Source organism: Glutamicibacter uratoxydans, assembly GCF_006539925.1.
In the GTDB taxonomy this organism is placed as follows: Bacteria; Actinomycetota; Actinomycetes; order Actinomycetales; family Micrococcaceae; genus Glutamicibacter; species Glutamicibacter uratoxydans.
The window spans coordinates 114,144-139,228 of the sequence record NZ_BJNY01000004.1; the positions used below are offsets into that span (position 1 = coordinate 114,144).

Below are 25,085 nucleotides of genomic sequence, written 5' to 3' on the forward strand. Positions count from 1 at the left end.
GGCATTAAGGCCTAGCGGCGAAGCGCTCCAGCAGATCCACGTGGCCCGAAACGATGAGCATATCGCGTCGGGTCACGATGGTGTCCGGCAACGCATAGGTGAAGTCCTCGCCCGGGGACTTCACGCCCACGATCGTCACGCCGTACTTCGAGCGGACCTGCGACTGGGCCAGGGTGAAGCCCTGGGTCTCCTTGGGCGGGTACATCTTCACGATCGCAAAGCCGTCGTCGAACTCGATGAAGTCGAGCATGCGCCCGCCGACCAGGTGGGCCGCGCGCACCCCGGCGTCGGCCTCAGGGTAGATCACGTGGTTCGCGCCGATGCGGGTCAGGATCTTGCCGTGCGACGGGGTGATCGCCTTGACCCACAGGTGCTCGATGCCCAGGTCCACCAGGTTCACGGTGATCAGCACCGAGGACTCGATGGAGGTTCCCACGCCCACCACGGCGGAGGAGAACTCCTGGGCGCCGAGCTGGCGCAGGGCGTCGATGTTCGTGGCATCCGCGGCCACCACGTGGGTCAGCGTGCTGGCCCACTGCTGCACCAGTTCCGGGCTGCGTTCGATGGCCAGCACCTCGCGCCCCTGCTTGACCAGGGTTTCGGCCACCGAGGCACCGAAGCGGCCGAGCCCAATGACCAGCACCGGAGCATTGTGGTCGATGTGTTTCTCAGCCAATGATCGGCCTTTCTTCTGGAAGCTTGTACAGCGATTCGCGGTGGCGCATGGTCAGCGCGCTGGCAAGGGTGATGGAGCCGATGCGCCCGGCGAACATCAAACAGCTTAAGACATATTTGCCGGCCGGCGGCATTTCCTCGGAGACGCCGGTGCTCAGGCCCACCGTGGCGAAGGCCGAGATCGACTCGAACAGCGCCCGGGAGATGCCCACCGACTCGTCGATCAGCACCAGCAGCCCAGTGGAGACCGCTACCAGCGAGGCGCCCATGACCACCACCGAAATGGCCACGCGCATGGTTTCCTCCGGGATGCTGCGCCCGAAGGCGCGAGTCTCGGAGTCGCCGCGGGCCTCGGCGAAGATGGCCAGGAACATCACCGCGATGGTGGTGACCTTGATGCCGCCGGCGGTGGAGGCCGAGCCGCCGCCGGCGAACATCAGCGCGTCGGTGAGCAGCATCGTGGCCTGGTGGATATCGTTCTGGTCCACCAGGTTCATGCCGCCCGAACGGGTCATCACGGAGGCGAAGAACCCGTGGATCAGCTTGTCGGAGACGCTCAGCGAGCCGATGGTGCGCGGGTTGTTCCACTCGATCAGCAGCCACATCAGGGCGCCGGCGAAGAGCAGGATGGTGGTCACCAGCAGCGTGAGCTTGGTGTGCAGGTTCCACTTTTTGGTGTTGAAGCGGTGCGCCAGCAGCACCATGATCACCGGGAAGCCGAGCGAGCCGAGGAACACGCCGGCCATCAGCGGGCCCAGGATCCACAGGTCAGTTTCGTAGGGGACCAGCCCGTCGGAGTGCGGGGTGAACCCGGCGTTGTTGAAGGCGGAGATCGCGTAGAAGACCCCATGCCAGATCGCCGACAGCGGGCTCTCGCCCAGGATGTAGAAGCGCGGGATCAGCAGCAGCGAAATGATCGCCTGCAGCACGATCGCGGTGAGGATCACGATGCGCAGCAGCGAGCCCACATCGCCCAGCGCGGAGGCGTCGGTGGTGTTCATCGAGTTCTGCGCCATCAGCTTGGCGCGCACGCCCAGCTTGCGGGAAACCGCCAGGGACATGATCGATGCCAGGGTCAAGATGCCCAGGCCGCCGACGAATGTGCCCACGATCATGACCAGCTGCCCCAAAAACGACCAGTGGGTCGCCGTGGACACGGTGGTCAGCCCGGTCACGCACACCGAGGAGACGGCGGTGAACAGCGCGTCCTCCAACGGCGTCGGCTTGCCGTCGGCAGAGGAGAAGGGCGCTGCCAGCAGCGAGGTGAAAATCGTGATCACCACCAGGAAGGTGCCCAGGGCTAGGCGCGCGGGGGAGCGGATGGTGAAGTTTGCCATGGCGGTGCGCAGCGCCAACCACCGTCGGCGCATTTCATCGCGCCGTTCAACGCGATGCAGGTTTGCTCCTGGCCCGCTGCTGCTGCTCATCTACCCTGCTCGTACTTTCCCTGTGGCTTGCTGTGGCGAGAATGCCTCATCATGTAATGTACGCGGTCAACGGGCGCTTCGCCCTGCTTCAGCACGCCAAATCGGCAAAGCGGGGGCATTAATCGCCCAATAACCGCATTTGTTCCGGTGCTTTCCGGTAGCCTGAAAGCGTGTTAGAGCCTGAGCATGCCCCGCGGCCCACCCTGGTGATGTGGGATGAGCAGTACCTGAAATACAAATTCAGCGACTGGCATCCGATGCACCCCTGCCGCTTGGACTTGACCCACCGGCTGAGTGATCAGCTTGAGGTCTTCAACGCGCCGAATGTCAGCCTGGCCCCGCCGGAAGTCGCCGAGGACGCGGTGCTCGCCACGGTCCACGAACAGTCGTATATCGACCAGGTCCGCAAGGTCAGCGCCGATCCAACGCTGGTGGCCGAGGAGTTCGGTCTCGGCACCGAAGACGACCCGGTCTTCGCCGGAATGCACGAGGCCGCCGCGCGGATCGTCGGCGGCTCGGTGATCGCGGCAGAAGCCATCATGGACGAGCGCACCGTGCGCGCGGTGAACTTCGCCGGCGGCATGCACCACGCGGCGCGCAGCAAGGCCAGCGGGTTCTGCATCTACAACGATGCGGCGGCCGCAATTTTCCGCATGCTTGAACGCGGCGCACAACGCATCGTCTACATCGACGTCGACGCCCACCACGGCGACGGTACCGAGTCCATCTTCTGGGACGACGAGCGCGTGCTGACCATCTCTATCCACGAATCGGGCCTGTCGCTGTTCCCTGGGACCGGCTTCGCCAACGAGATCGGCGGCAAGAATGCCGAGGGCTCTGCGGTGAACATCGCGATCCCCGCCATGACCGGCGACGCCGGGTGGCTGCGCGCCTTCCACGCGGTCATTCCGCAGCTGGTGCGCGCCTTCAAGCCCGAGATCATCGTCTCCCAGCACGGCTGCGACGCGCACCGCGACGACGACATGACCAACCTGAAGCTTTCGGTGGACGCCCAGCGCCAGGCCGCCCTTGACATCTCCCAGCTGGCCGACGAGCTGTGCGAGGGCCGCTGGCTTGCCACAGGGGGCGGTGGCTACAACGTCACCGGCGTGGTGCCGCGCACCTGGACCCATCTGACGGCCATCGCCGCGGGCAAGCCCATCCCGCTGCGCACCTACGTCCCGGAGACCTTCCGGCGCCATGTCCTTGAAACCTATGGCCGCGCGATGCCGTACCTGATGGGCGACGACGCCCAGCTGTGGTGGCGCAACTGGGAGATCGGCTACGATCCGGCAGACCCGGTGGACCGCACCATCATCGCCACACGCAAGGAAGTCTTCCCGCTGTTCGGGCTCGATCCCTGGTTCGATTAGCCGCATATATGCCCCGCTGGCAAAACTGCTCGGGGGCTGACGTTGCGGTTTAGTCATATGCCGCTAGGGTTATGTGTGTGGCTATTGATGAAGTTTTTTCCGCGCTCGCTGAACCTACCCGGCGCCGAATTATTGAAGCACTGCGTTTGGAACCCAAGGCGGTGGGCACCCTTGTCACCGAACTGGAGATCTCCCAGCCGACGGTCTCAAAGCATTTGAAGGTCCTACGCGAGGCGAATCTGGTGGGAATGACGGCCGCCGGCCAGCGCAGAATCTACAGCGTCGATGCCGCGGCGATCGATGAACTGGTGCTGTGGTGCGCGCATATTGTGCCACAGCAGGCCGAAGAAGCACAGGAGTCCGAGGTCGAGCTTCTGCCCGAGGAACACTCCGGAGCCCAGGGTCAGGCGGCCGCGCAGCTGAGCCGCAGCGTGGGACGTGGACTGGAGCAAGTCACCGAAAGGGCGCAGGAATTCTTCGACCGGCTTCCCCGCTTCGGACGGCGCAAGTAGACATTTGACTAGTGAATCGATGCCCTAGCTTACAAAATGTCCAAAATTTTACGTTACGCGGGCCATACGGTTTTATAACGCGAAATTTTTCTTCCGATTGCTCTCCGTGGCATTCTCGTGTTTGGGGCAGTGACGCCGGGTACTTTGTGGCCCCGTCTTGGCCCAGTGCCTGCCCCAAGTGATGAGGAGAGAAACTTGGATAAGCACTTAGCGACGATTCGCGACGAAGTCTTCCGCCGCAATCCCGGCGAAGCAGAGTTCCACCAGGCAGTCACCGAGGTATTTGAAAGCCTTGAAGCCGTATCCATCAAGCATCCTGAGTATGCTGAAGCGGCTATCCTGCAGCGTTTGTGCGAACCTGAACGCCAGATCATTTTCCGCGTGCCCTGGACCGACGACAACGGCAAGGTTCAGATCAATCGCGGTTTCCGCGTCGAGTTCAACTCGGCGCTCGGCCCATACAAGGGTGGCCTGCGCTTCCACCCATCGGTGTACCTGGGCATTGTAAAGTTCCTCGGATTCGAGCAGATCTTCAAGAACTCCCTGACCGGCATGCCAATCGGCGGCGGCAAGGGCGGTTCCGACTTTGATCCGCGCGGCCGCTCCGACGGAGAAGTCATGCGCTTCTGCCAGTCGTTCATGACCGAGCTCTACCGCCACATCGGCGAGTACACCGACGTCCCAGCAGGCGACATCGGCGTGGGTGGCCGCGAGATCGGCTACCTGTTCGGACAGTACAAGCGCATTACCAATCGCTACGAGTCGGGCGTGCTCACCGGCAAGGGTCTGACCTGGGGCGGATCCCTGGTCCGCCCGGAGGCTACGGGCTACGGTGCCGTCATCTTCACCGAAGAGATGCTCAAGACCCGCGGGCAGAGCTTTGACGGCCAGCGCGTCGTCGTTTCCGGCTCCGGCAACGTGGCGATCCACGCCATCGAAAAGGCTCAGGCACTGGGCGCGAAGGTTGTCACGGCATCGGACTCCGGCGGCTTCATCGTCGACGAGGCGGGCATCGACCTGGACCTGCTGCGCCAGATCAAGGAAGTTGAACGCGGACGCATCTCCGAATACGCCGAGCGCCGCGGAAGCAAGAAGGTCTCCTACGTCGAAGGCGGAAACGTCTGGGATGTCCAAGGCACCGTAGCGCTGCCATGCGCCACCCAGAACGAGCTGGGCGCCGCCTCTGCAAAGAAGATGGTGGCCGCCGGCGTCGTAGCCGTGGCTGAAGGCGCGAACATGCCGACCACTGCCGAAGCTACTTCGGTGTTCCAGGACGCCGGAGTTCTCTTCGCTCCAGGCAAGGCGGCCAACGCCGGCGGCGTGGCTACTTCGGCTCTGGAAATGCAGCAGAACGCCAGCCGCGACTCCTGGTCCTTCAACCACACCGAGCGCCGCTTGAGCGAGATCATGGTCGGCATCCACGACCGCTGTGCAGCTACCGCCGACGAGTACGGCATGCCGGGCAACTACGTTGCCGGCGCCAACATTGCAGGCTTCGTGAAGGTCGCCGACGCAATGCTGGCACAGGGCTTGATCTAGGCCCCAGCAGCCGCTGCCTTCCGATCACCCGGGGTGTAATGAGTGCAATATCACTCTGCGCATCTCGGGTGATTGCATTTTTGCAACAATTTATTCGTTTTGCGTCGTCGCTCATGTGTTTCGTGATGCGAAAGTTACCAAAGTGCGATTAGACTAGGACAAAGCAAACGTGAATCTGATCGCCGTTGTTGATCCTCAGTCGTGTAAGTTCACGTGCGCTAGTCACGCGACGAATCAGAGATCAGCGTCAGGAGAATATCCCGCATGCAGGATAAACAGAATTTTGCAGGAGCCCGTTTCATGACGGTGGCCGAAGTGGCCGACATGATGCGTGTTTCCAAAATGACCGTTTATCGCCTGATCCACGCAGGTGATCTTCCTGCGGTTCAGTTCGGTCGCTCCTATCGCGTTCCAGAAAACGCTGTGGAGTCCTACCTGCAGTCTGCGGCTATTGATCCGCAGCGCGGCACCGGTTCTCTCGGTCGATAAGCCCAGCGGTGGTCAGAGTATGGCCGAAAAGCGGGTAATCTATTAAGGAACGTTTAACGTCCGGTCAACCTTTCCGTATGCCGCAATGCATGTGGTGCTTTTGGGTTGGCGCATTTATTTAGTTTGTGAGGAACCAGTATGGGCTCTGTTATCAAGAAGCGCCGCAAGCGTATGTCGAAGAAGAAGCACCGCAAATTGCTTCGTAAGACCCGCCACCAGCGTCGCAACAAGAAGTAAATTTACTTCGAGCAGCTTGCCGTTAGGCATTCATCGCCACCGCATCAGGATTTACTCCTGGACGGTGGCGATTGCTTTTTCCTGTTTGGCCCGGCCCGGCCGCCTAGAAGCCGCTGCGGTCCTTGAAGGACCGCTTGAGCGCCCAGATGAATCCGATGACTCCGGCGGCCTTCAGGCTCAGCTTTGCGGCCCGCTGGCCCTTGCGGAAGTCGTAGACCTGCCAGCCTCTGCGCTTGGCATAGGCGCGTAGGCGCGCATCGGGGTTGACGCAGACCGGATGCCCGACGGCTTCGAGCAGGGGCACATCGTTGTAGGAATCCGAATAGGCCCAGGAATTGGATAGGGAGATCCCGCGTTCCTTGGCCAGCTCCCGCACAGCCTGCGCCTTTTCGGCGGCGTGAAGAATCGGCGTGGCAAGAGACCCTGTATACAACCCGTCCTCGCGGTCGACCACGGTGCCGAGCGCTCCAGAGAGGTTGAGCCGCGAAGCAATGACATTAGCGACTTCCACCGGGGTGGCGGTGACCAGCCATACTTCGCGTCCCACTGCCCGGTGCTGGTTGGCGATCGCTACGGTTCCCTGCCAGAGCTTCGGCGCGATGTACTCGTCGTAGATTTCCTCGCCGATCTTTTCGATATCGGCGACTAGGATGCCTTTAACCAGAAGCAGCGCACGGTCGCGGATGGCCTGGATATCGCCAAGGTGCTCGCCTCGGGCGACAAAGCGCAGCTGCTTGAGTGCAAACCACATGATCTCGCGCAGGTGGAAGAACTTGCGTTCATGGAGCTTTCGGGCCAGTAGATAGGCCGAGGCGCCCCGGACAAGAGTGTTGTCGACGTCGAAGAAGGCGGCAACGCCCTCGGCGCCGTCGGTCGGTGCAGTGGCGGAAGCAGGATTGGTGGAAGACATTTGCTCTAGCTTATCAATCCGCGGCTCCTGCCCTGGCCTTTGGAGATCACCGTTGTATTACGGATCACCGGGGTGCAAAACGTCGTCGAGTTTAAGACCCTCCAAGGCCCATGAGATTATGAATAGGTGAGTACTTTGCATGAAATTCAGCTGCTTGTCCGCCAGGGATGCCATCTGTGCCAGGCTGCGCGGGAAACCGTCCACGACGTGACGCAGCGCTTGGGCATGCAATTTACCGAATTGGACATCGACGAATATCCAGCGCTGCTTGAACGCCATCATGAAGAGGTTCCCGTCCTGCTGATCGACGGGCAGGTCCGCGACTTCTGGACCATCGACGGCGCGCGCCTAGAGCGCCTGCTACAAACATCATGAGCCTGTACGAACTTCCGCCAGGACAGGAGAGCTGCCGTGGCCGAGGCTGAAGCAAAGGTGCTGCCCGAGGCTACCGTCGCACGCCTGACGCACTACCTGCGGGCGCTGAATGCGCTGGAGGCGCAGGGCCTTGAACGCACCAGCTCCGGAGTCCTGGCCAAGGAAGCGGGAGTGAATCCCGCAATACTCCGCAAGGATCTCTCGTGGCTCGGCTCCTACGGGACCCGCGGCGTGGGCTATGTAGTGCGAGAGCTGGCCGAACACATCAACAACACCCTGGGACTGAACCGGGATTGGCGTGTGCTGATCCTCGGAGCCGGCAACTTGGGCCGTGCGCTGAGCGGCTATGCCGGTTTTGCGATCCGCGGCTTCAAGGTCCAGGCGATCCTCGATGTTGACCCTGCAATGATCGGTTCGCGCGTTGGCCAGCTTCAGGTTGAAGACAGCCGCGATCTGGCATCGGTAGTCGAACGCGAAGAGATCAACATCGCGGTGCTCGCGGTGCCGGGGCAGGCAGCCCAGGACCTGATCTATGAACTCTCTGACCTTGGCGTGAATTCAGTGCTTTCCTTCGCGCCGAAGCCTCTGGTGGTACCGCGCGGAATGAACGTCCGCCGGGTGGACCTGTCCACCGAGCTGCAGATTCTTGCCTATCTTGCCGTCCAATCCTGAATCGGCTGAGCGTAGTTAAAAACGGGTGGTGCCAGGCATCCTTGCGGATACCGGGCACCACCCGTTGTCAGCTGCGGTTCGCAGTCTCTGGCTCTTTAGCGGTAGCCGGCCATGCGGGCCCTGCGGCGGGCAATGATGTACTCGGAGGACGGACGCAGCCAGGAGAAGACGACTCCTGCCACTCCGCAGATGACGCCCAGCAGAGTCAGCGCGATCAGCAGTCCGGCCTGGCCGCCGCCGAAGGTGGCAATGGCTGCCAGGGTGCTGGCAACACCCATGACCGAGAGCACGGCAAGAATGGTGGCAACCACGCGCATCGCGTTCACGCCGCGGCCCACGAAGAAGCCGACCAAGAAGTACAGGCCGACGCTGATGACCAGGGAAACCACCATGAACCCTGCCAGCGTCGAGTGGATCTCGTTGACGAATGCCTCAGGGCTGCTCATCATCTGCTGGATCATCGGATCCTCGGACGCACCCGGTGTCGAGGCCATCTGACGGTCGAACTCATCCTTGATGGCGCTCCACTGGGAGCTGAACATGTTCATGAACAGGTCCGACTGGAAGACCAGCCAGTTGGCGACCGCGCTGATCACGCCGGCGGCGAGGATCAGCAGGAAAGCCCACTGCAGGGTCTGCGGACGCTCTGCCGGTGGCGGTACTGCGGCATAGCCTCCCTGCTGCTGTGCATAGGGGTCGAAGGCAGGCGGCTGGCCAGGCTGCTGCCCGTAGGGATTTTGGCCGTACGGCGCCGGCTGCTGGCCATAGGGGTTCTGGCCGTAGGGATTTGAAGCATTGGACCCGGCATTGGGGTCGTAGGGCTGGCCCGGTTGGTTCGGATCGTAGTTGCTCATAACCGTCCTCGATAGGTTGGTGCAGGTGTTGATGTGCCGATGTGCTTGCTTAATCCCAAGCGTAGTCGCCGCAGATAGTGATGCACCCCATCCCAAAGGATGGTTTTTCTATTTGCGAATCCCATGCAAGCCCTGTGAATCGTTGACGGGGGCCACATTATTCATCTTTAAGGTTGATTCTTTGAGACACTGGAAGCATGCCTTTATCGACTGTTCATTTGTTGCGCCATGGGGAAGTTCACAACCCAGACCGCGTTCTGTATGGACGAATCCCAGGCTTCGGGCTTTCCGACCTCGGATTCAAGATGGCCGAAGGGGCTGGCGCCTATTTCGCCAAGCACCAGGAACGCGGCGGCCGCATCGTGCGCTTGGTCGCCTCGCCGTTGATCCGGGCCCAGCAGACCGCCGCTCCCACCGGGCAGGCGCTTGAACTGCCGATCCTCACCGATGACCGCGTCATCGAAGCCGAGAACAAGCTGCAGGGCCTGTCGAACGTGGCCACGCATCTGAAGAAGCCGGAATACTGGCCGCTGCTGGTCAACCCGCTCAAGCCTTCATGGGGCGAGCCCTACAAGCAGCAGGTCGCCCGCATGCGCGAGGCCATGGACTTCCACCGCCACGAAGCGGTGCAGGAGCACGGCCCGGACGCCGAAGTAGTCATCGTCAGCCACCAGCTGCCGATCTGGGTGACCCGCCGCGATGCCGAAGGCAAGCCGCTGTGGCACGATCCGCGCAAGCGCGAGTGCACCTTGGGATCGATTACCAGCTTTGATTTTGAAGGGGACAAGCTCGTCTCCGTGCGTTATACCGAACCGTGCCCCGAGCTTTTGGCGGGCGCCGCGAACATTCCTGGAGCTTAGAGCAAAATGATTGATCCTGTGCAGAATCCTCGATCGCTGTCGCGGCGCACCATGCTGCGTTCGCTGATGGTCGCCGCGGCAGTGGTGCCGCTGGCGGCGTGCGCGAAGGAAGATTCCCTGACCAAGCAGGCAAACAGCGGCGATGGCAAAAACTATATTGCCGGCGACGGCGCGGTCCAGGAATACGCGTTGGACCAGCGCACAGACCCAGTGGACATCAAGACCGAGACCTACCACGGCACCAAGGTGGACACCGCTGCATGGCAGGGCCAGCCGGTTGTCTTGAACTTCTGGTACGCGGCCTGCGCCCCGTGCCGCATTGAAGCTCCCGATCTGAAGAAGCTCGCGGACGAATTCAAGGGCAAGGTGCATTTCCTGGGCGTCAACGTGCGCGACGAAGCAGAGGCGGCCAAAGCCTTTGAACGCACCTTCAACCTGCCCTACGAATCGGTGCAGGACACCAGCGGAGATATCCAGCTGGCCATGACCAAGTATGTGCCGCTGCAGGCGGTGCCGTCCACGCTGGTCCTTGACCGCAAGGGCCGGGTCCGGGCCCGCGTCATCGGCGCCGTGGAACCGGGCACGCTCAAGGCGCTGATCAACACCGCCATGACTGAAGAGCTGTGAGCTGAGCGTTGACCTCTAATCCCTTTGCCGACATCGTTCTGGACGGCTCGCTGCTGCTTGCCGCTCCGGTGGCTTTGCTGGCCGGACTGGTGTCTTTCCTGTCTCCCTGCGTGCTTCCGCTGGTGCCCGGGTACCTGGGCTACGTCACCGGCCTGACCGGAGCCGACCTCAAGGAGCACCGCCGCGGCCGCGTCGTGCTGGGCGTGCTGCTGTTCGTGTTGGGCTTCTCCGTGGTGTTCATCGCCGCCGGAGTGCTGTTCAGCCAGGCCACGGCATGGCTGCGCTTCAACGGCGGCTGGGTCACCCAGGCGCTGGGCTTGGTAGTGATCTTCATGGGCATCGTGTTCATGGGCGGCTTCTCGTGGATGCAGCGGGACGCCAAGATCCACAAGCGCCCGCCGGCAGGACTGTGGGGAGCCCCGGTGCTGGGGCTGACCTTCGGCCTGGGCTGGGCGCCGTGCATCGGCCCGACCCTGTCCGCGGTGCTGATCATGTCCACCGGCGTGGACGCGAACGTGGGCCGAGGCGCGCTGCTGACGGTGTTCTACTGTCTGGGGCTCGGACTGCCGTTCCTGCTGATCGCCTTCGGGCTGCAGCGGGGAATGCAGGCAATGAACTTCTTCCGCCGCCACCAGCTGCTGATCATGCGGCTGGGCGGGGGTCTGCTGATTCTTTTGGGCGTAGTGATGGTGACCGGCCTGTGGGGCAACTGGGTTACCGAATTGCAAAACTGGTTTGCCAATGAAGTGAGGTTGCCAATCTAATGGCGAAGAACAAGCGAAACGCCAAGAACGCGGGGGATGCCCCGGCGCTTGGCTTCGTCGGATCCATGCGGTGGATCTGGACGCAGCTGACGTCGATGCCTACCGCGCTGTTCCTGCTGCTGCTGCTGGCAGTCGCCGCGGTGCCGGGCTCGATCTTCCCGCAGCGTTCGGCGAATCCCGAGGTTGTCGTCCAGTACCTGGAACAGCATCCGGTGGCAGGCCCTTGGCTTGATAAGTTCCAGATGTTCGAGGTGTACTCTTCGGTCTGGTTCTCCGCGATCTACCTGCTGCTGTTCATTTCCCTGGTTGGCTGCATCCTGCCGCGCATCAAAAAACATGCCAAGGCGCTGCGCACTCCGCCGCCGCGCACCCCAGCCAAGATGCAGCGTCTGCCGCAGTACACTTCGCTGGAAATCATCGAGGGCGAATCCGACACCCCGGATGACGACCAGGTCATCGAGGATACTTACAAGATCCTGAAGAAGCGCGGCTACCGGGTGGAGCGCCGCAAGGATGCCACCGGCCGCTCGGTTGCTGCTGAACGCGGCTACATCAGGGAAATCGGCAACATCCTCTTCCACGTTTCGCTGCTGGGTGTGCTCGCCGCCGCAGGTATCGGACAGTCCTTCGGCTACGGGGGCCAGCGCGTTCTGGTTGAGGGGGAGACCTTCGTCAATTCCCTGGTTGCCTACGATTCGTTCACTCCGGGCTCCAGCTTCTCCGCCGATGACCTGCCAGGCTACTCGGTGAAGCTGGATAAGTTTGACATCGTCTTCGACCGCGAGTCCAAGGACTACTTCGGCCAGCCGATCGACTTCACTGCACACGTACAGGTTCGAAAAGACGCCGATTCCCAGCCGGTCGAAGAGGAGCTGAAGGTCAACAAGCCGCTGCGCATCAATGGTGCCGACGTCTACCTCGTAGGCAACGGCTACGCTCCAGTGGTCACTGTGCGTGACGGCAAGGGAAATATCTCCTACTCCGGTCCGCTGGTATCCGTGCCTCAGGACTCGGTGTACACCTCGCTGATGGTGCTCAAGGTGCCTGATGCATCGCCCGAGCAGCTGGGCTTCCAAGGATTCCTGCTGCCCACCGCAGTGATCGGTGAGGACAACATTTCCCGCTCGGCGGACCCCAATGCCATCAACCCGCTGTTGCAGCTCAACTCCTTCTACGGAGACCTCGGACTGGATTCCGGCAACCCGCAGAACGTCTACGTCTTGGATACCGACAAGATGAAGGAGCTGAACAACCGGAACCTGAAGGCTGGCGGTATCTCGCTGGCTGCTGGGGAAACCTACGAGCTGCCGAACAACCTCGGCAGCATCACCTTCGACGATCTGAAACGCTACGTCGCACTGGATGTCAATTATGATCCAGGAAAACTTCCGATCGCGATCTTCGCAGGTCTAGCATTGCTTGGCCTGATCGTTTCGATGTTCACCCCACGCCGCCGCGTATGGGTCAAGCTGATCAACGAAGACGGCAAGCGTAAGATCGAATATGCGCTCCTAGCCCGAGGCGAAGACCCCCGTCTAGAACGTGAAGCCGTCGAATTACAGAAAATCTTTGACAAGGCCTGGCCGCTAGCCAGCCAGGAACAGGATCTAGGAGCCGTAAATGGGTAGTAACGCAGGCGCGTTGGAGCCGATCAACGAAACACTGGGAATGTACAGCCAGCTGTTTATGCTGCTGGCAGCCATGGCATATGTTGTGGTGTTCGTATTCTTCGCCTTGGATTTGGCCAAGTCGAACAAGACCATTGCCGAGATGGACGCAGCGGCTCTCAAAGAAGATGAGAAACTGTTGGTTGGAGCCGGGGTAGGCTCTGTCTCGAAGATGGGCCGCGGACGTCGTGGCGAAGAAGTTCGTCCGGACCGTGTCAGCGAAGACATCGTCTCCGACAAGATGAACTATACGAAGCTGTCGGCAAACCGTCCGATGGCTCGCATCGCGGTCGCCCTGATGTGGCTTGCGATGCTGCTGCACGGTTTCGCAGTGGTCTCTCGCGCATTCGCGGCCCACCGTGTGCCGTGGGGCAACATGTACGAGTTCATGACCACCGGCGCACTGGTTGTTTCTGTCGTGTACCTTGTGGTGCTGTTCTTCAAGGATCTGCGGTTCGTCGGCAGCTTCATCTCAGGCCTTGTTACCCTGATGCTTTGCAGTGCCACCATCGGTTTCCCAACTCCAGTTGGCCACCTGGTGCCAGCGCTGCAGTCGCCATGGATCGTCATCCACGTATCCATTGCAGTGGCTGCTTCAGCCTTGTTCGCGATTTCCTTTGCCATGAATGTGCTGCAGCTCATCCAGCATGCACGTATGAAGCGAATCGCGACCGGCCAGCAGGACAAGCTGCCTTTCATGCGTCTGGTACCTGGTGCCGGCGCCCTAGAGAACTTCGCCTACCGCATCAACACCATCAGCTTCGTTATGTGGACCTTCACCGTGATTGCGGGTGCAATCTGGGCAGAAGCCGCATGGGGACGCTACTGGGGCTGGGATCCAAAGGAAGTCTGGTCGTTCGTGATCTGGGTCGTCTACGCAGGCTACCTGCACGCCCGCGCAACAGGTGGCTGGACAGGCCCACGTTCCGCCTGGTTGTCCATCATTGGCTTCCTCTGCGTGGTCTTCAACTTCACTATCGTGAACATCTTCTTCAACGGCCTGCATTCCTACGCAGGCGTGTAGAACCGAAGCAAGAAACACTATGACAAGAGCCCAACCGAAAGGTTGGGCTCTTGTCATTGTTAGTGGGATTGCTTTTGACGCTGGGCATCGGAATGAACAGAAAAATCGTTCATTTCTGGTCTGCGAGTGACTTTGTCAGTTTTACGAAGCCTCTGAATCGGTGAAGCCCATTTCGGCAAACCCGAGCCTTGGGCGACGAGCAGAGAGACTGAAATGAACGAAAAAAGCGTTCACTGGCGATCTTGGACAGAGTTTGCCAATACCCAAGCTGACAGAGGGTGGGGGAAACGGCCAGAATGTGTCGCCCGGCAGTACAAGCCTTTGGACAACAATGAACGATAAAATCGTTCACTGTAAATCTGGGATGGACTCTTGCTCAGTTTTTGAAGCACTCAGACAGCCGATCCCTAGAGAACACTGCGCAAAGGCATGAGGGACAACAAGAAGCCGATGAAAGTGAACGAAAATTTCTTTCACTAGTAATTCTGGGACGCTTGCGCCTGCCAACAGCAACTTTTGTACGCGGTAGGGGAAGAGACACGAGCGCAGCTGGCTATGGGACGGTGAAAGCCCATTAAGAATGAACAGAAAAATCGCTCACTGGCTTGCGTGAGGGTTTCTGGGCTCTGTGATGAGAGTAGTTGAAACCGTCGGGGATGGTCGTCTCTGGGCGGCAGCTATTCGCCGACAAAATATAGGTTGGGCCCGTCAATGCGGTCCTCGTCATCAATTCCCAAGAGCCACTGCAAGTGACGGGTGATTTCCATCCGCGGACGTTCTGGAGTCTTGCTGGCTACACAGTCGAAGTTCTGGATGCTCATAACCGAACCTGGGACTTCTACACAGGTCTGGCCCATCGGCGAGTACCACGTTGCTGCTCCATCCGGCGTGTACCGGTAGTTCCAGCCCAGAGCATGCTTGAACATCTGATGCTGCTTGCACAGCAGCTTCATGTTCTTACGGTTCGTCGACCCGCCTTTGGCCCAGTCGTCGATGTGGTCTGCTTCTGAATGCTCCGGACTCCGGTTGCATCCGGGAAATTGGCAGCACTGGTCGCGGTAACGCAGAAGGTCCCGCATGGCCTGTGGCGGGCGGTACTTGCTGCGTTCTACGTCGATAACCGCTCCAGTCCAAGGATCTGTGAGCACTCGCAGCATGGATGGGGCGTCTGCGGCAAGTTTGAGGGCCACGCCCATGGGAATTGGCCCGTAGCCTTCCAACTCTGCCAACCCCTTCTTTTTGTCGGCGAGCAGCTCTATAGCGGGAATTGTGACGGCCACTTTCGTGTGCAGCGTGCTTCCGCCCCCTGCCGGCCATCCATCGATAAGTGCGTCGCGGAGAGAGTCAAAGCGCAGCTGGTCGGCAGTGCGGCGTGCGTCGGCTGGCTGTTCTTTCTCCAGTGTGCTGAGGTCTTTGAGATGGTGGTTCAACGTGTTCATGACAGCGATGAGATCAGGAGCAGGACCGCGCATCAGTATGGCTGCCATCCCGTTCTTTTCGGCCCAATAGGAGACCTTGCGGTCTTTGGCGCTCTTACGGTGGCGTTCTTCCAAGCTGGTGGGGTGCAGTTTTTCGCGAAGACGGCGAGCTCGCTGGGCAATCGCAGTGTCGGTGATATGCGCCTTGGCTGCAGGCAACAGCTGATGTTCCATGCGCGCCATGTCTTGTTCGTCAAGGCCACGGGTGTACTTGACGATGTTCGAGGCCGCTTTGCTGGTGATGATACCGCTTGCCAAGGCATCCAAGGTATTCGGCAGAAGATGCCGCAGGGTTTCGGCCTCGGCAAGCCGGGAGAAAGTATGCGAAGTAGTTTCCCGGGTTGCCAAGGCAGCTTCGGCGACGAACGAGGTGCGAGCGGTGTTCGCGTCGTCGGTATTGATGCGGTAGAAAAATTCGCTGACATTGGTCAGCCAGTCCGCTTCGCTCATGCCCTGGGCGAGTGCTTCTTCCTTGGTGAGCGCGCCGGGTTCGTCGATCCGTGCGTTGTCGGAGCGGACTGCTGCTTCCGCACGGCACAAGTATTCGAAGGAATCTGCCATGAGCACAGATTCAGAGGCATCAATCATGGAACGCAGCCGGCTGATGAGCGCTAGACGGGTGAGGCCAGTTGCGGGGTCCAAGGAGGGAGTGATGCCGGCAAGTTCCTCAACGGTGTCCTTGAGCCGGGAAAAATAGAGGTCTTGGGTGAGGGCGGAACCCCAATCGCCGTCATTGCCGGCGGTATTGCGCTGTCCCGGTGTAGGGCCGGGCAGAAGGTTGGGATTCAGCGGTTCATCATCGTCGCTGTCGGGGTGATATCTGTTGTATGCCATGGGTTAATTATCCCGCGAAAACCCGATGGTGTGTATGGTTTTGGGTGTATCAATAAGGTATCAATCGAATATGCATTCGAATATAAGATTGCGATTCAACAACGAAATGCTGTGCCGGGAACGTCGAACTGACGTCGAATCTAGTTGTCGGAGGAAGCCGATCCGTTGCCGTCATTCGAAGCGTTCTTGTCCTTGCCTCCCTTAGAAGGACGTTCCGAAGGCTTGCTATCCTCCTGCTTGGCCTCGCGTCGCTTGAGTTCTTCCTCACGGGCGTTCAGCTCGTTTTCGCGCTGCTGCTGGCGTCGCCAGACTTCAAGCTGGCGGAGGAAATCTTCGTCGTCGTCTGGAGCGTGGGTGGTCTGCGGATTGTAGTTCGAGGTGTTCTGCGGGCGGCCCAGGGCAAACCACAAACCGGCGCCGATCAGCGGAAGGAAGACGATCACCGCGAACCAAGCGGGCTTTGGCAGTGAGCGAACTTCCTGCGAATCAGAGCGGGCGCATTCAATCAGCGTGTAGATCATCAACGCGACCGAAATCAATGCAGCGAAAATTAAGAAGCGGACCATGCTTCCAGTCTAATGAAAATACTCCTCACAGGTTCATCGGTAGACTTTAAAGCATGCAGCTTCTGAAATATACCGTGCTTCGACTGGGGATTTTCCTGGTCGTGTTCCTTGGCCTGTGGATGGGCCTGAAGTGGCCGATCTTCGTCGCTGGCCTGATCGGCCTGATCGTTGCCTTCGCAGTGTCCTACCTGTTCTTCAACAAGCTGCGCATCAGCGCCGGCCAGGACGTCGGCAGGGCGTTCAACAAGACCAGCGCCAGCAAGACCAAGAAGCAGCTGGATGATGAGGCGGTCGAGGATGCCTTCGACGACGCGCGGCGCAATCCTACGGATCCTACGGCATAGCCGAACCGTCCCTGCCATGCAGGGGCCGAGAAGAAACGCTCCGCCGCTTCAACGTGATTGTTGAAGCGGCGGAGCGTTTCTTGTTGCGTGGTTAAGGAGCGGCTAGACCAGCCACAGCGGAAGGATGATTGCGCCGGCGAAGAGCAGCGCGTAGACCATGTTGACGATGCCGGTCTGCTTGAGCACGATCACGAGCTTGCGCAGTTCCGGTTCGCGCAGCATGGTCAGCGAGGGCGCAATGGCAGGCAGGAAAGTCACCAGCACCAGCCACATCCACGGGTAGGTTCCGGTGACCAGCAGCGGAAGCAGGATGGCGATGGCGAGCATCAGCACGTAGCTCAGGCGGGCATTGTGCTCGCCCAGGCGCACGGCCAGGGTAATCTTGCCGACTTCCTTGTCGGTGGGGATGTCGCGCACGTTGTTCGCCATCAGCAGCGCGCAGCCGATCAGGCCGGTGCCCACCGCTCCGAGGATCGAAGCCGGGTTGACGTGCCCGATCTGGGTCAGCGTGGTGCCCATGGTGGCGACCAGGCCGAAGAAGATGAACACGTAGACATCGCCCCAGCCGCGGTAGCCGTAGGGGTTCTTGCCTCCGGTGTAGCCCCAGGCGGCGAAGATCGCGGCCACGCCGATGATCAGCAGCGGCCAGGTCTGGGAGAGCACGACCAGCGCCAGGCCCAGGGCGGCTGCAGCCCCGAAGCAGGCGAACGCCGCATTGCGCACGTTCTTCGGCTCGGTCAGCCGCGAGCCGGTCAGGCGCAGCGGGCCCACGCGGGCGTCGTCGGTGCCGCGGATGCCGTCGGAATAGTCGTTGGAATAGTTCACGCCGATCTGCAGCAGCAGGCCCACGAGCAGGGCAAGAAGGAAGTTGACCCAGTGGAAGACGCCGGTCTCGCCGACGGCTGCGGCGGTTCCGATGACTACCGGGGCAATGACGATGGGCAGGGTGCGTAGCCGGGCACCTGCAACCCACTGGGAAAGTGTGGCCACTTTCGATCCTTTCGCGGCGAACCAAAAAATTCGTACCCTCTAGTTTCCCGCGAAACCCTTGGCAAGGCGAATCGGGGGCTACTTCGACCCGCGCAGCGCGCCGATGACTTCCTGCCGGTTGTACTTGCCGTTGGGCAGCTGCGGCAGGCCGTGGGGGTAGTGCCGCAGGTATTTGGGAACTGATTCCTTGCCCAGGGTTTGGCGCAGTGCCTCGAAGGCCTCCGCGGTGGCGGTGGGCCCGGAGTAGGCGAGGCCGACGGCCTGGCCCCACTGGGCATCGGGCACGGCGACCACCAGCACCTGGGTGAAGAACTCCTCAAGCAGGCCCTCGATCTTGGCGGCGGAGAGCTTGACGCCGCCGGTGTTGATGACGTCGTCGATCCTGCCCTCGATGTGCAGCCGGGAGCCGTTCACGGTGCCCAAATCGTCGGTCAGGTACCAGCACTCGCCGTCGCGCTCCACGAAGTGCTCCGCGGTGGCCTGCGGATTGTCAGCATAGCCGTCGGCGAGCATCGGTCCGGTGACCAGGATGCGGCCGTCCTCTTCGCGCAACTTGACCCCCGGCAGGGCAGTGCCGTTGTAGACCAGGCCGCCGCAGGTTTCCGCGGAGCCGTAGGTCTGGAAGATCTTCAGCCCGTGGTGGCGGGCGGCGGCGAGCAGGTCCTTGCTGGCCCGCGCCCCGCCGAGCAGGATTGCGTCGAAGCGCTTGAGCGCGGCGATGGTTTGCGCGCTCGGGTTGTCCAGCAGCCGGGCCAGCTGGGTGGGGACCAGGGCCGTCAGGCGCTTGGAATCGACCATCTGCGCCGCGGCCGAGGTGAAGTCCTCGGCGGAGAAGGAGCCATTGGACTCCATGACCACCGGCTTGGTGCCGGCGAACAGCGAACGGGTGAGCACCGAGATGCCGGCGACGTAGTGCACCGGCAGGGCCAGCAGCCACTGGCCCTCGAAGCCCAGGAACTCGGCGGTGGCCTGCGCGCTGGAGGCCATCGCGGTCACGCTCAGGACCGTGCGCTTGGCCCTGCCGGTGGACCCGGAGGTGCGCACCACCACCATCGGCTCGTCGAACCCGGGCAGCGCCTGGGCATCGAGCAGGTTAAGGCTGAACCCGGCGGGCATGCTGGGATCCGCCACCACTTCCACCGCCGGCCCGCCGTCGTTCGCGGCGTTGGCCAGGGCCTGAAGCAGGGTGAGGTGGGGTGCGTCCATCGCGGTGCTCCTTGGCTGCCTAGAAGTAGTACGGGTGGTTGGACCAGTCAGGGTCGCGCTTGCCCAGGAATGCGTCGCGCCCCTCCACCGCCTCGTCGGTCATGTAGGCCATGCGGGTGGCCTCGCCGGCGAAGACCTGCTGGCCTGCCAGTCCGTCGTCGGCCAGGTTGAAGGCGAACTTCAGCATGCGCAGCGCCTGCGGGGACTGGCGGGCGATGTCCGCCGCGTATTCCAGCGCGACCTCTTCGAGGCGCTCGTGGTCCACCGACTCGTTGACTGCGCCCATGCGGACCATGTCATCGGCCGAGTATTCGCGGGCCAGGAAGAAGATCTCGCGGGCCGCCTTCTGGCCCACCTGGCGGGCCAAAAGGGCCGAGCCGTAGCCGGCGTCGAAGGAGCCGACGGTGGCGTCGGTCTGCTTGAACTTGCCGTGCTGCTTCGAGGCGATGGTCAAATCGGAGACCACGTGCAGCGAGTGCCCGCCGCCGGCGGCCCAGCCGTTGACCACGCAGAGCACCACCTTGGGCATGGTGCGCATCAGGCGCTGCACCTCAAGGATGTGCAGGCGCCCGGCGCGGGCCGGGTCGATGGATTCGCGGGTCTCGCCCTCGGCGTAGCGGTAGCCGTCGCGGCCGCGGATGCGCTGGTCGCCGCCGGAGCAGAAGGCGAAGCCGCCGTCCTTTTCCGAGGGGCCGTTGCCGGTGAGGATGACGGTGGCCACGTCGCTGGTCATGCGGGCGTGGTCCATGGCTCGGTAGAGCTCGTCCACGGTGTGTGGGCGGAAGGCGTTGCGCACCTCGGGGCGGTCGAAGGCGATGCGCACCGCGGGCAGGTCGCGGACGATCCCGCCGTTCTCATCGCGTTCCACCTGCCGGTGGTAGGTGATGTCGGTGAAGCCGAAGCCTTCGACCACGCGCCAGCGCACGGGGTCGAAGGTGTCGGAAACCTTGGCGGGCAATGCTGAATTATTCTGGCTACTCACCCTATGAATGCTAGCCGTTTGCGCCGCGAATTACTCCTTCTGCGCGTCTTCGCCATGCGGCACCGTGGCCAGGATGCCGGTGTCCAGCGCGTCGGGGATCTGCGTGCCGCGCAGCGAGGCGCCGGCAGTTTCCGGCATGAACTTCACGGCGACGACGCCGATCACGCAGGCAGCCATCATGTAGACGGCGGGGAAGAGTAGGAAGCCGGTGGAGTTGATGACCGCCTCGTTGACCATGGCGGCGGTGCCGCCGAAGAGCGCGGTGGCCACGTTGTAGGTCACCGCGAAGCCGGCGAAGCGCACATGGGAGGGGAACATCGCCGGGAAGGTGGCGGTGATCGTGGCCAGCTGCGGGATGTACAGCAGGCCCAGGATCGCGAAGGCCAGGATCGCCAGGCCGAATGACTGGCCCATGAGCCAGAACATTGGCAGTGCCAGCACGAACAGGCCGATCACCGAGGTGTACCACATGGGCTTGCGGCCGATCTTGTCGGACAGGGAGCCGGCAAAGGGGATGACCGCCATCATGGCGACCTCGCCGATCAGGATCGTGGCCAGAGAGGCGCTGGAGCTCAGGCCCAGCTGGGTTTCAAAGTAGGTGGGCATGTAGCTGAGCAGCGTGTAGTTCACGACGTTCAGCGCGATGACCAGCCCTGCCATGGTCAGGATCGGGCGCCAGTAGGTGAGCACCAGTTCCTTCAGGGTGCCGCTGTCCTGGGTTTCGCCTGCCTCTTCCAGTTCCTGGAACACCGGGGTGTCTTCCAGCTTGCTTCGCAGGTACAGGCCGATCAGGCCCATGGGCAGCGCCAGGAAGAACGGGATGCGCCAGCCGTAGGCCATCATTGCCTCTTCGCTCAGGGACAGCTGCAGGGCCAGCATCACGGCGGTGCCCAGCGCAAAGCCGCCCAGGGTGCCGAATTCAAGGAAGGAGCCGAAGAATCCGCGCTTGCGGTCTGGCGCATATTCGGCCATGAAGGTGGCCGCGCCGCCGTACTCGCCGCCGGTGGAGAAGCCCTGGATCATGCGCAGCAGCACCAGCAGGACCGGGGCGATCACGCCGATGGACTGGTAGGTGGGCAGCACGCCGATCAGGAAGGTGGCTCCCGACATCATCAGGATGGTCAGCGCAAGGATCTTCTTGCGCCCGAGCTTGTCGCCCAGCGGGCCCCAGACCAGTCCGCCGAGCGGGCGGACCAGGAAGGAGAGGGCGAAGGTGGCCAGCGCCATGATGGTGCCGCCCTCGGTAGGGAAGAAGTGGGCGGTGATGTAGGTGACTGCCACGGCATAGACGCCGTAGTCGAACCACTCGGTCATATTTCCCATGGCCGAGGCGGCGGTGGCCTTGCGCACCTCGGCGCGGCCTGCAGAGGTTGTCATATCCGGGCCGATCTCGTGCTCGAGGTCCGGGGTGAATGGTTGGCTGTTCTCCGGTTGCATATCTGCTCCGATGTTTCTCAGCTTTTCCGTCGACCGGATGCCCGGGGCGGCGGTGAAAAATTTTCCAGCCCCGGTGACGGTCCACGATCCGGGCATGGCCCGGAGTCGGTCAGCCACCGAGAATACGCATTGCTTTTTGTAAATTCAATGGTTGACAAGGTTTTCATAAGGTTTGCATTCGGATAAACACCCCGATAGCCGACGCGGGCTAGGCGGCAAAACGGGCGCTGGCCTAGGGTAGCTGGCAGAAAGTGTGACGTGCCCCGCCTTTATTATTGAACGAATGGTCGGTAAGTTAGGGTGTTGAGCATCACTACAAATTTTGGCGCAAGGGAGCAATCATGGCCGAGGCATTTCTCGTAGGCGGAGCACGTACCCCAGTAGGCCGCTATGGCGGAGCACTGAGCTCGGTGCGTCCGGACGATCTGGCGGCGCTGACTATCCGCAAGGTCATCGACGACGCAGGCATCGACCCTGCCCTGGTGGACGAGGTCATCTACGGCAATGCCAACGGCGCTGGCGAGGAGAACCGCAACGTCGCCCGCATGGCCTGGCTGCTGGCGGGCTTCCCGGACACCGTCCCGGGCATCACCGTGAACCGTCTGTGCGCCTCGGGCATGAGTGCCATCACCATGGCAAGCCACATGATCAAGGCCGGCGCGGCTGACATCGTCGTCGCCGGCGGCGTGGAGTCCATGTCCCGCGCTCCATGGGTCATGGAGAAGCCTTCCAAGGCCTTCGCCAAGCCGGGTGCCACCTTCGACACCTCTATCGGCTGGCGCTTCACCAACCCGCAGTTCCTTTCCGGCGAATACTCGCGCGGCGGCAAGGCGACCTTCTCCATGCCTGAAACCGCCGAAGAGGTGGCCCGGGTCTACAACATCTCCCGCGAGGCGGCCGACCAGTTCGCTGTCGAATCCCATGCCAAGGCCATCGCGGCCATCGAGGCGGGTCACTTCGTGGACGAGATCGTCCCGGTCACCGTGAAGGGCCGCAAGGGCGACACGATCGTGGACACCGACGAAGGCCCGCGCCCGGGCACCACCCTTGAGGTGCTCTCCAAGCTACGCCCTGTCGTCGCAGGCGGCTCGGTGGTCACTGCGGGCAACGCCTCCTCGCTGAACGACGGCGCCTCGGCGATCATCGTCGCCTCCGAGCGCGCCATTGAAAAGTACGGGCTGAAGGCCCGCGCCCGCATCGTCGACGGCCAGGCCGCCGCGCTGGCCCCTGAAATCATGGGCATGGGCCCGGTCCCATCCACCCAGAAGGTGCTCTCCCGCGCGGGCCTGGACATCTCAGCCATCGGCGCCATGGAAATCAACGAGGCCTTCTCCACCCAGTCGCTGGCCTCCATGAACGAGCTGGGCGTGGACCCGGCCATCGTGAACCGCGACGGCGGCGCCATCGCCCTAGGCCACCCGCTGGGCTCCTCGGGCTCGCGCATTGTGATCACCCTGCTGAACCGCATGGAGCGCGAACTTTCGGGCGAGGGCCGCAAGCTGGGCGTCGCCACCATGTGCGTGGGCGTCGGCCAGGGCACCGCGCTGCTGGTGGAGGGCGTCTAAATGAGCTTGATCGAACAGGCCTTCGCCACGCTGAAGATCAGCGAAGGCCCCGACCGCGTCTGGGTGCGGCTGCACCGCCCCGAGGTCCGCAATGCCATCGACCAGATCATGGTCGACGAACTGCACCAGGTGTGCAGCTACCTGGAACGCGAGCCGAAGATCCTGATTCTCGCCGGCACCCCGGGCACCGCCCCCACCGAGCAGAAGCCGCGCGGCTCCAAGGGCATCTTCGCCTCCGGAGCTGACATCGCCCAGCTGCGCGAGCGCCGCCGCGACGACGCGCTGGCTGGCATCAACTCCACCATCTTCGACCGCATCGCCAAGCTGCCGATGCCGGTGATCGCCGCCCTTGACGGCTACGCGCTGGGCGGGGGAGCGGAGCTGGCCTACGCCGCCGACTTCCGCATCGGCACCGAGGATCTGCGCATGGGCAACCCGGAGACCAACCTGGGCATCATGGCCGCCGCCGGAGCCACCTGGCGGCTGAAGGAGCTGGTGGGCGAGCCGCTGGCCAAGGAGATCCTGCTGGCGGGCAAGGTGCTCACCGGGGCCGAATGCCTTGAGGCCAAGCTGATTACCGAACTGCACCCCGCCGAAGAGCTCGATGCCGCGGCCGAGGCGCTCGCTGACCGGATCGCCGCCCAGGACCCGCTGGCGGTGCGCATCACCAAGTCGGTATTCCACACCCCTCGCGAGGTGCACCCGGTCATCGATACGTTGGCCCAGGGCATGCTGTTCGAGTCGCAGGCAAAATTTGACCGTATGCAGGCATTCTTAGATCGAAAGAAGAAGTAAGCATGAGCGAAGAGAAGAACTTCATCGAAGGCGCGCTGCCTGAAACCATGGGCGTGCTCGGCGGCGGACGCATGGGCGCCGGCATTGCCCACGCCTTCTTGGTCAGCGGCAGCAATGTCACCGTGGTGGAGCGCGACGAGGACTCGGCTGCCGCGGCCTACGAGCGCGTGGCTGAATCAGTGGACAAGTCGATTGCCCGCGGCGCCGTGAATGAGCCGCGCGAGCAGATCCTTGGCCGCTTCAAGACCAGCACCCAGTATGCCGACTTCGCCCCGGCGCAGCTGGTCATCGAGGCAGTGCCCGAGCTGTGGGACCTGAAGCTCACGTCGCTCAAGGCGGTAGAAGCGGTGATCGGCCAGGACGCAGTGCTGGCATCGAACACTTCCTCGCTCTCGGTCAGCGGCTTGGCCGAAGAGCTGGCGCGCCCGCAGAACTTCCTGGGCCTGCACTTCTTCAACCCGGTGCCGGCCTCCACCCTGATCGAGGTGGTCATCGGCAAGCAGACCAATGAGCAGCTCGTCGACGCCGCCCGCGGCTGGGTGCAGGGCCTGGGCAAGACCGCTGTAGTGGTCAACGACGCCCCCGGCTTCGCCTCCTCGCGCCTTGGCGTAGCCATCGCGCTGGAAGCCATGCGTATGGTGGAAGAGGGAGTGGCCAGCGCCGAAGACATCGACAATGCCATGGTGCTCGGCTACAAGCACCCGACCGGCCCGCTGAAGACCACCGACATCGTCGGCCTGGACGTGCGCCTGGGTATCGCCGAGTACCTGCATGAGACCCTGGGCGACCGCTTCGCCCCGCCGCAGATCCTCAAGGACCTGGTGGCCGAGGGCAAGCTGGGCCGCAAGACCGGCCAGGGCTTCTACACCTGGTAGGAACCTGT

General features: G+C 62.2%; 25 protein-coding genes and 1 pseudogene. 16 read left to right on the top strand and 10 right to left on the bottom strand.

Annotation, left to right across the window (positions count from 1 at the left end; genetic code table 11):
- Positions 1–4: 4 nt before the first annotated feature.
- Positions 5–643 (bottom strand): potassium channel family protein, encoded by a 639-nt coding sequence (locus AUR04nite_RS04280; protein ID WP_141362449.1) that lies wholly within the window; start codon positions 641–643, stop codon positions 5–7.
- Positions 644–668: 25 nt separating this feature from the next.
- Complete coding sequence (locus tag AUR04nite_RS04285; RefSeq protein WP_246055371.1) at positions 669–2,045, bottom strand: TrkH family potassium uptake protein; 1,377 nt, start codon at positions 2,043–2,045, stop codon at positions 669–671.
- Positions 2,046–2,311: 266 nt separating this feature from the next.
- Here AUR04nite_RS04285 and AUR04nite_RS04290 point away from each other — a divergent pair, with 266 nt between their 5' ends.
- The 5 genes from AUR04nite_RS04290 (at position 2,312) to AUR04nite_RS04310 (ending at position 6,252) form a co-directional block, all read left to right on the top strand.
- Complete coding sequence (locus AUR04nite_RS04290) at positions 2,312–3,475, top strand: acetoin utilization protein AcuC (RefSeq protein ID WP_141362451.1); 1,164 nt, start codon at positions 2,312–2,314, stop codon at positions 3,473–3,475.
- 77 nt (positions 3,476–3,552) lie between these two features.
- Complete coding sequence (locus AUR04nite_RS04295) at positions 3,553–3,987, top strand: ArsR/SmtB family transcription factor (protein ID WP_141362288.1); 435 nt, start codon at positions 3,553–3,555, stop codon at positions 3,985–3,987.
- 195 nt (positions 3,988–4,182) lie between these two features.
- Complete coding sequence (gdhA, locus tag AUR04nite_RS04300) at positions 4,183–5,526, top strand: NADP-specific glutamate dehydrogenase (RefSeq protein WP_141362290.1); 1,344 nt, start codon at positions 4,183–4,185, stop codon at positions 5,524–5,526.
- A 264-nt stretch (positions 5,527–5,790) separates the two neighbouring features.
- On the top strand, positions 5,791–6,015 hold the full coding sequence (locus tag AUR04nite_RS04305; RefSeq protein ID WP_141362292.1) for a helix-turn-helix domain-containing protein: 225 nt from the start codon (positions 5,791–5,793) through the stop codon (positions 6,013–6,015).
- 138 nt (positions 6,016–6,153) lie between these two features.
- A complete protein-coding gene (locus tag AUR04nite_RS04310) occupies positions 6,154–6,252 on the top strand; it encodes a 30S ribosomal protein bS22 (protein WP_005504750.1) in 99 nt (32 codons plus the stop codon).
- 103 nt (positions 6,253–6,355) lie between these two features.
- Here the strand turns inward: AUR04nite_RS04310 and AUR04nite_RS04315 are convergent, their stop codons facing one another.
- Positions 6,356–7,162, bottom strand: coding sequence for an HAD family hydrolase (locus AUR04nite_RS04315; protein WP_141362294.1), 807 nt, complete (start codon positions 7,160–7,162; stop codon positions 6,356–6,358).
- A gap of 126 nt (positions 7,163–7,288) precedes the next feature.
- Here AUR04nite_RS04315 and AUR04nite_RS04320 point away from each other — a divergent pair, with 126 nt between their 5' ends.
- A complete protein-coding gene (locus AUR04nite_RS04320; protein WP_307723221.1) occupies positions 7,289–7,537 on the top strand; it encodes a glutaredoxin family protein in 249 nt (82 codons plus the stop codon).
- 30 nt (positions 7,538–7,567) lie between these two features.
- Positions 7,568–8,209, top strand: a pseudogene (locus AUR04nite_RS04325) (redox-sensing transcriptional repressor Rex); the annotation flags it as partial.
- A gap of 95 nt (positions 8,210–8,304) precedes the next feature.
- Here AUR04nite_RS04325 and AUR04nite_RS04330 read toward each other — a convergent pair.
- Positions 8,305–9,063, bottom strand: a complete 759-nt coding sequence (locus tag AUR04nite_RS04330; protein WP_141362298.1) for a hypothetical protein — start codon at positions 9,061–9,063, stop codon at positions 8,305–8,307.
- Positions 9,064–9,260: 197 nt separating this feature from the next.
- Between AUR04nite_RS04330 and AUR04nite_RS04335 the strand changes: the two genes are divergently transcribed.
- From AUR04nite_RS04335 to ccsB, 5 genes are read left to right on the top strand one after another with little or no spacing between them, the layout of a single operon-like run.
- The gene (locus tag AUR04nite_RS04335) at positions 9,261–9,923 is read left to right on the top strand and encodes a histidine phosphatase family protein (protein ID WP_141362300.1); all 663 of its coding nucleotides are present in this window, start codon (positions 9,261–9,263) and stop codon (positions 9,921–9,923) included.
- 6 nt (positions 9,924–9,929) lie between these two features.
- Complete coding sequence (locus AUR04nite_RS04340; RefSeq protein WP_174787858.1) at positions 9,930–10,550, top strand: TlpA family protein disulfide reductase; 621 nt, start codon at positions 9,930–9,932, stop codon at positions 10,548–10,550.
- An 8-nt stretch (positions 10,551–10,558) separates the two neighbouring features.
- Entirely contained in the window at positions 10,559–11,314 is a 756-nt protein-coding gene (locus AUR04nite_RS04345) for a cytochrome c biogenesis CcdA family protein (RefSeq protein WP_141362304.1), read from the top strand.
- Entirely contained in the window at positions 11,314–12,942 is a 1,629-nt protein-coding gene (resB, locus tag AUR04nite_RS04350) for a cytochrome c biogenesis protein ResB (protein ID WP_141362306.1), read from the top strand. Before AUR04nite_RS04345 ends, resB begins: the two co-directional genes overlap by 1 nt.
- Positions 12,935–14,005, top strand: a complete 1,071-nt coding sequence (gene ccsB / locus AUR04nite_RS04355) for a c-type cytochrome biogenesis protein CcsB (RefSeq protein WP_141362308.1) — start codon at positions 12,935–12,937, stop codon at positions 14,003–14,005. The genes resB and ccsB overlap by 8 nt, the downstream gene beginning before the upstream one ends.
- A gap of 677 nt (positions 14,006–14,682) precedes the next feature.
- On the opposite strand, the gene AUR04nite_RS04360 is transcribed toward ccsB, so the two are convergent.
- Complete coding sequence (locus tag AUR04nite_RS04360) at positions 14,683–16,317, bottom strand: HNH endonuclease signature motif containing protein (protein ID WP_141362310.1); 1,635 nt, start codon at positions 16,315–16,317, stop codon at positions 14,683–14,685.
- Positions 16,318–16,457: 140 nt separating this feature from the next.
- Complete coding sequence (locus tag AUR04nite_RS04365; protein ID WP_141362312.1) at positions 16,458–16,883, bottom strand: PLD nuclease N-terminal domain-containing protein; 426 nt, start codon at positions 16,881–16,883, stop codon at positions 16,458–16,460.
- Positions 16,884–16,936: 53 nt separating this feature from the next.
- On the opposite strand from AUR04nite_RS04365, the gene AUR04nite_RS04370 reads away from it, so the two are divergent.
- The gene (locus AUR04nite_RS04370) at positions 16,937–17,227 is read left to right on the top strand and encodes a DUF4229 domain-containing protein (protein WP_141362314.1); all 291 of its coding nucleotides are present in this window, start codon (positions 16,937–16,939) and stop codon (positions 17,225–17,227) included.
- A gap of 102 nt (positions 17,228–17,329) precedes the next feature.
- Here AUR04nite_RS04370 and AUR04nite_RS04375 read toward each other — a convergent pair whose 3' ends face one another.
- The 4 genes from AUR04nite_RS04375 to AUR04nite_RS04390 all read right to left on the bottom strand — a co-directional run bounded on the left by AUR04nite_RS04375 (position 17,330) and on the right by AUR04nite_RS04390 (position 21,842).
- Positions 17,330–18,217: a 1,4-dihydroxy-2-naphthoate polyprenyltransferase gene (locus AUR04nite_RS04375; RefSeq protein ID WP_141362316.1), complete on the bottom strand. Its 888-nt coding sequence runs from the start codon at positions 18,215–18,217 to the stop codon at positions 17,330–17,332.
- A gap of 78 nt (positions 18,218–18,295) precedes the next feature.
- The gene (locus AUR04nite_RS04380) at positions 18,296–19,423 is read right to left on the bottom strand and encodes an AMP-binding protein (RefSeq protein ID WP_141362318.1); all 1,128 of its coding nucleotides are present in this window, start codon (positions 19,421–19,423) and stop codon (positions 18,296–18,298) included.
- A 19-nt stretch (positions 19,424–19,442) separates the two neighbouring features.
- Positions 19,443–20,405, bottom strand: coding sequence for a 1,4-dihydroxy-2-naphthoyl-CoA synthase (locus tag AUR04nite_RS04385; RefSeq protein ID WP_141362320.1), 963 nt, complete (start codon positions 20,403–20,405; stop codon positions 19,443–19,445).
- 30 nt (positions 20,406–20,435) lie between these two features.
- Positions 20,436–21,842 carry an MFS transporter gene (locus AUR04nite_RS04390; protein ID WP_141362455.1) on the bottom strand — a complete coding sequence of 469 codons (1,407 nt, stop codon included), beginning with the start codon at positions 21,840–21,842 and terminating at the stop codon, positions 20,436–20,438.
- A 341-nt stretch (positions 21,843–22,183) separates the two neighbouring features.
- Between AUR04nite_RS04390 and AUR04nite_RS04395 the strand changes: the two genes are divergently transcribed.
- The 3 genes from AUR04nite_RS04395 to AUR04nite_RS04405 are packed head-to-tail and all read left to right on the top strand — an operon-like array spanning position 22,184 to position 25,077.
- Entirely contained in the window at positions 22,184–23,407 is a 1,224-nt protein-coding gene (locus tag AUR04nite_RS04395; protein ID WP_141362322.1) for a thiolase family protein, read from the top strand.
- Complete coding sequence (locus AUR04nite_RS04400; RefSeq protein ID WP_141362324.1) at positions 23,408–24,202, top strand: enoyl-CoA hydratase/isomerase family protein; 795 nt, start codon at positions 23,408–23,410, stop codon at positions 24,200–24,202.
- A 2-nt stretch (positions 24,203–24,204) separates the two neighbouring features.
- Positions 24,205–25,077 carry a 3-hydroxyacyl-CoA dehydrogenase family protein gene (locus AUR04nite_RS04405; RefSeq protein WP_141362326.1) on the top strand — a complete coding sequence of 291 codons (873 nt, stop codon included), beginning with the start codon at positions 24,205–24,207 and terminating at the stop codon, positions 25,075–25,077.
- Positions 25,078–25,085: the final 8 nt, after the last annotated feature.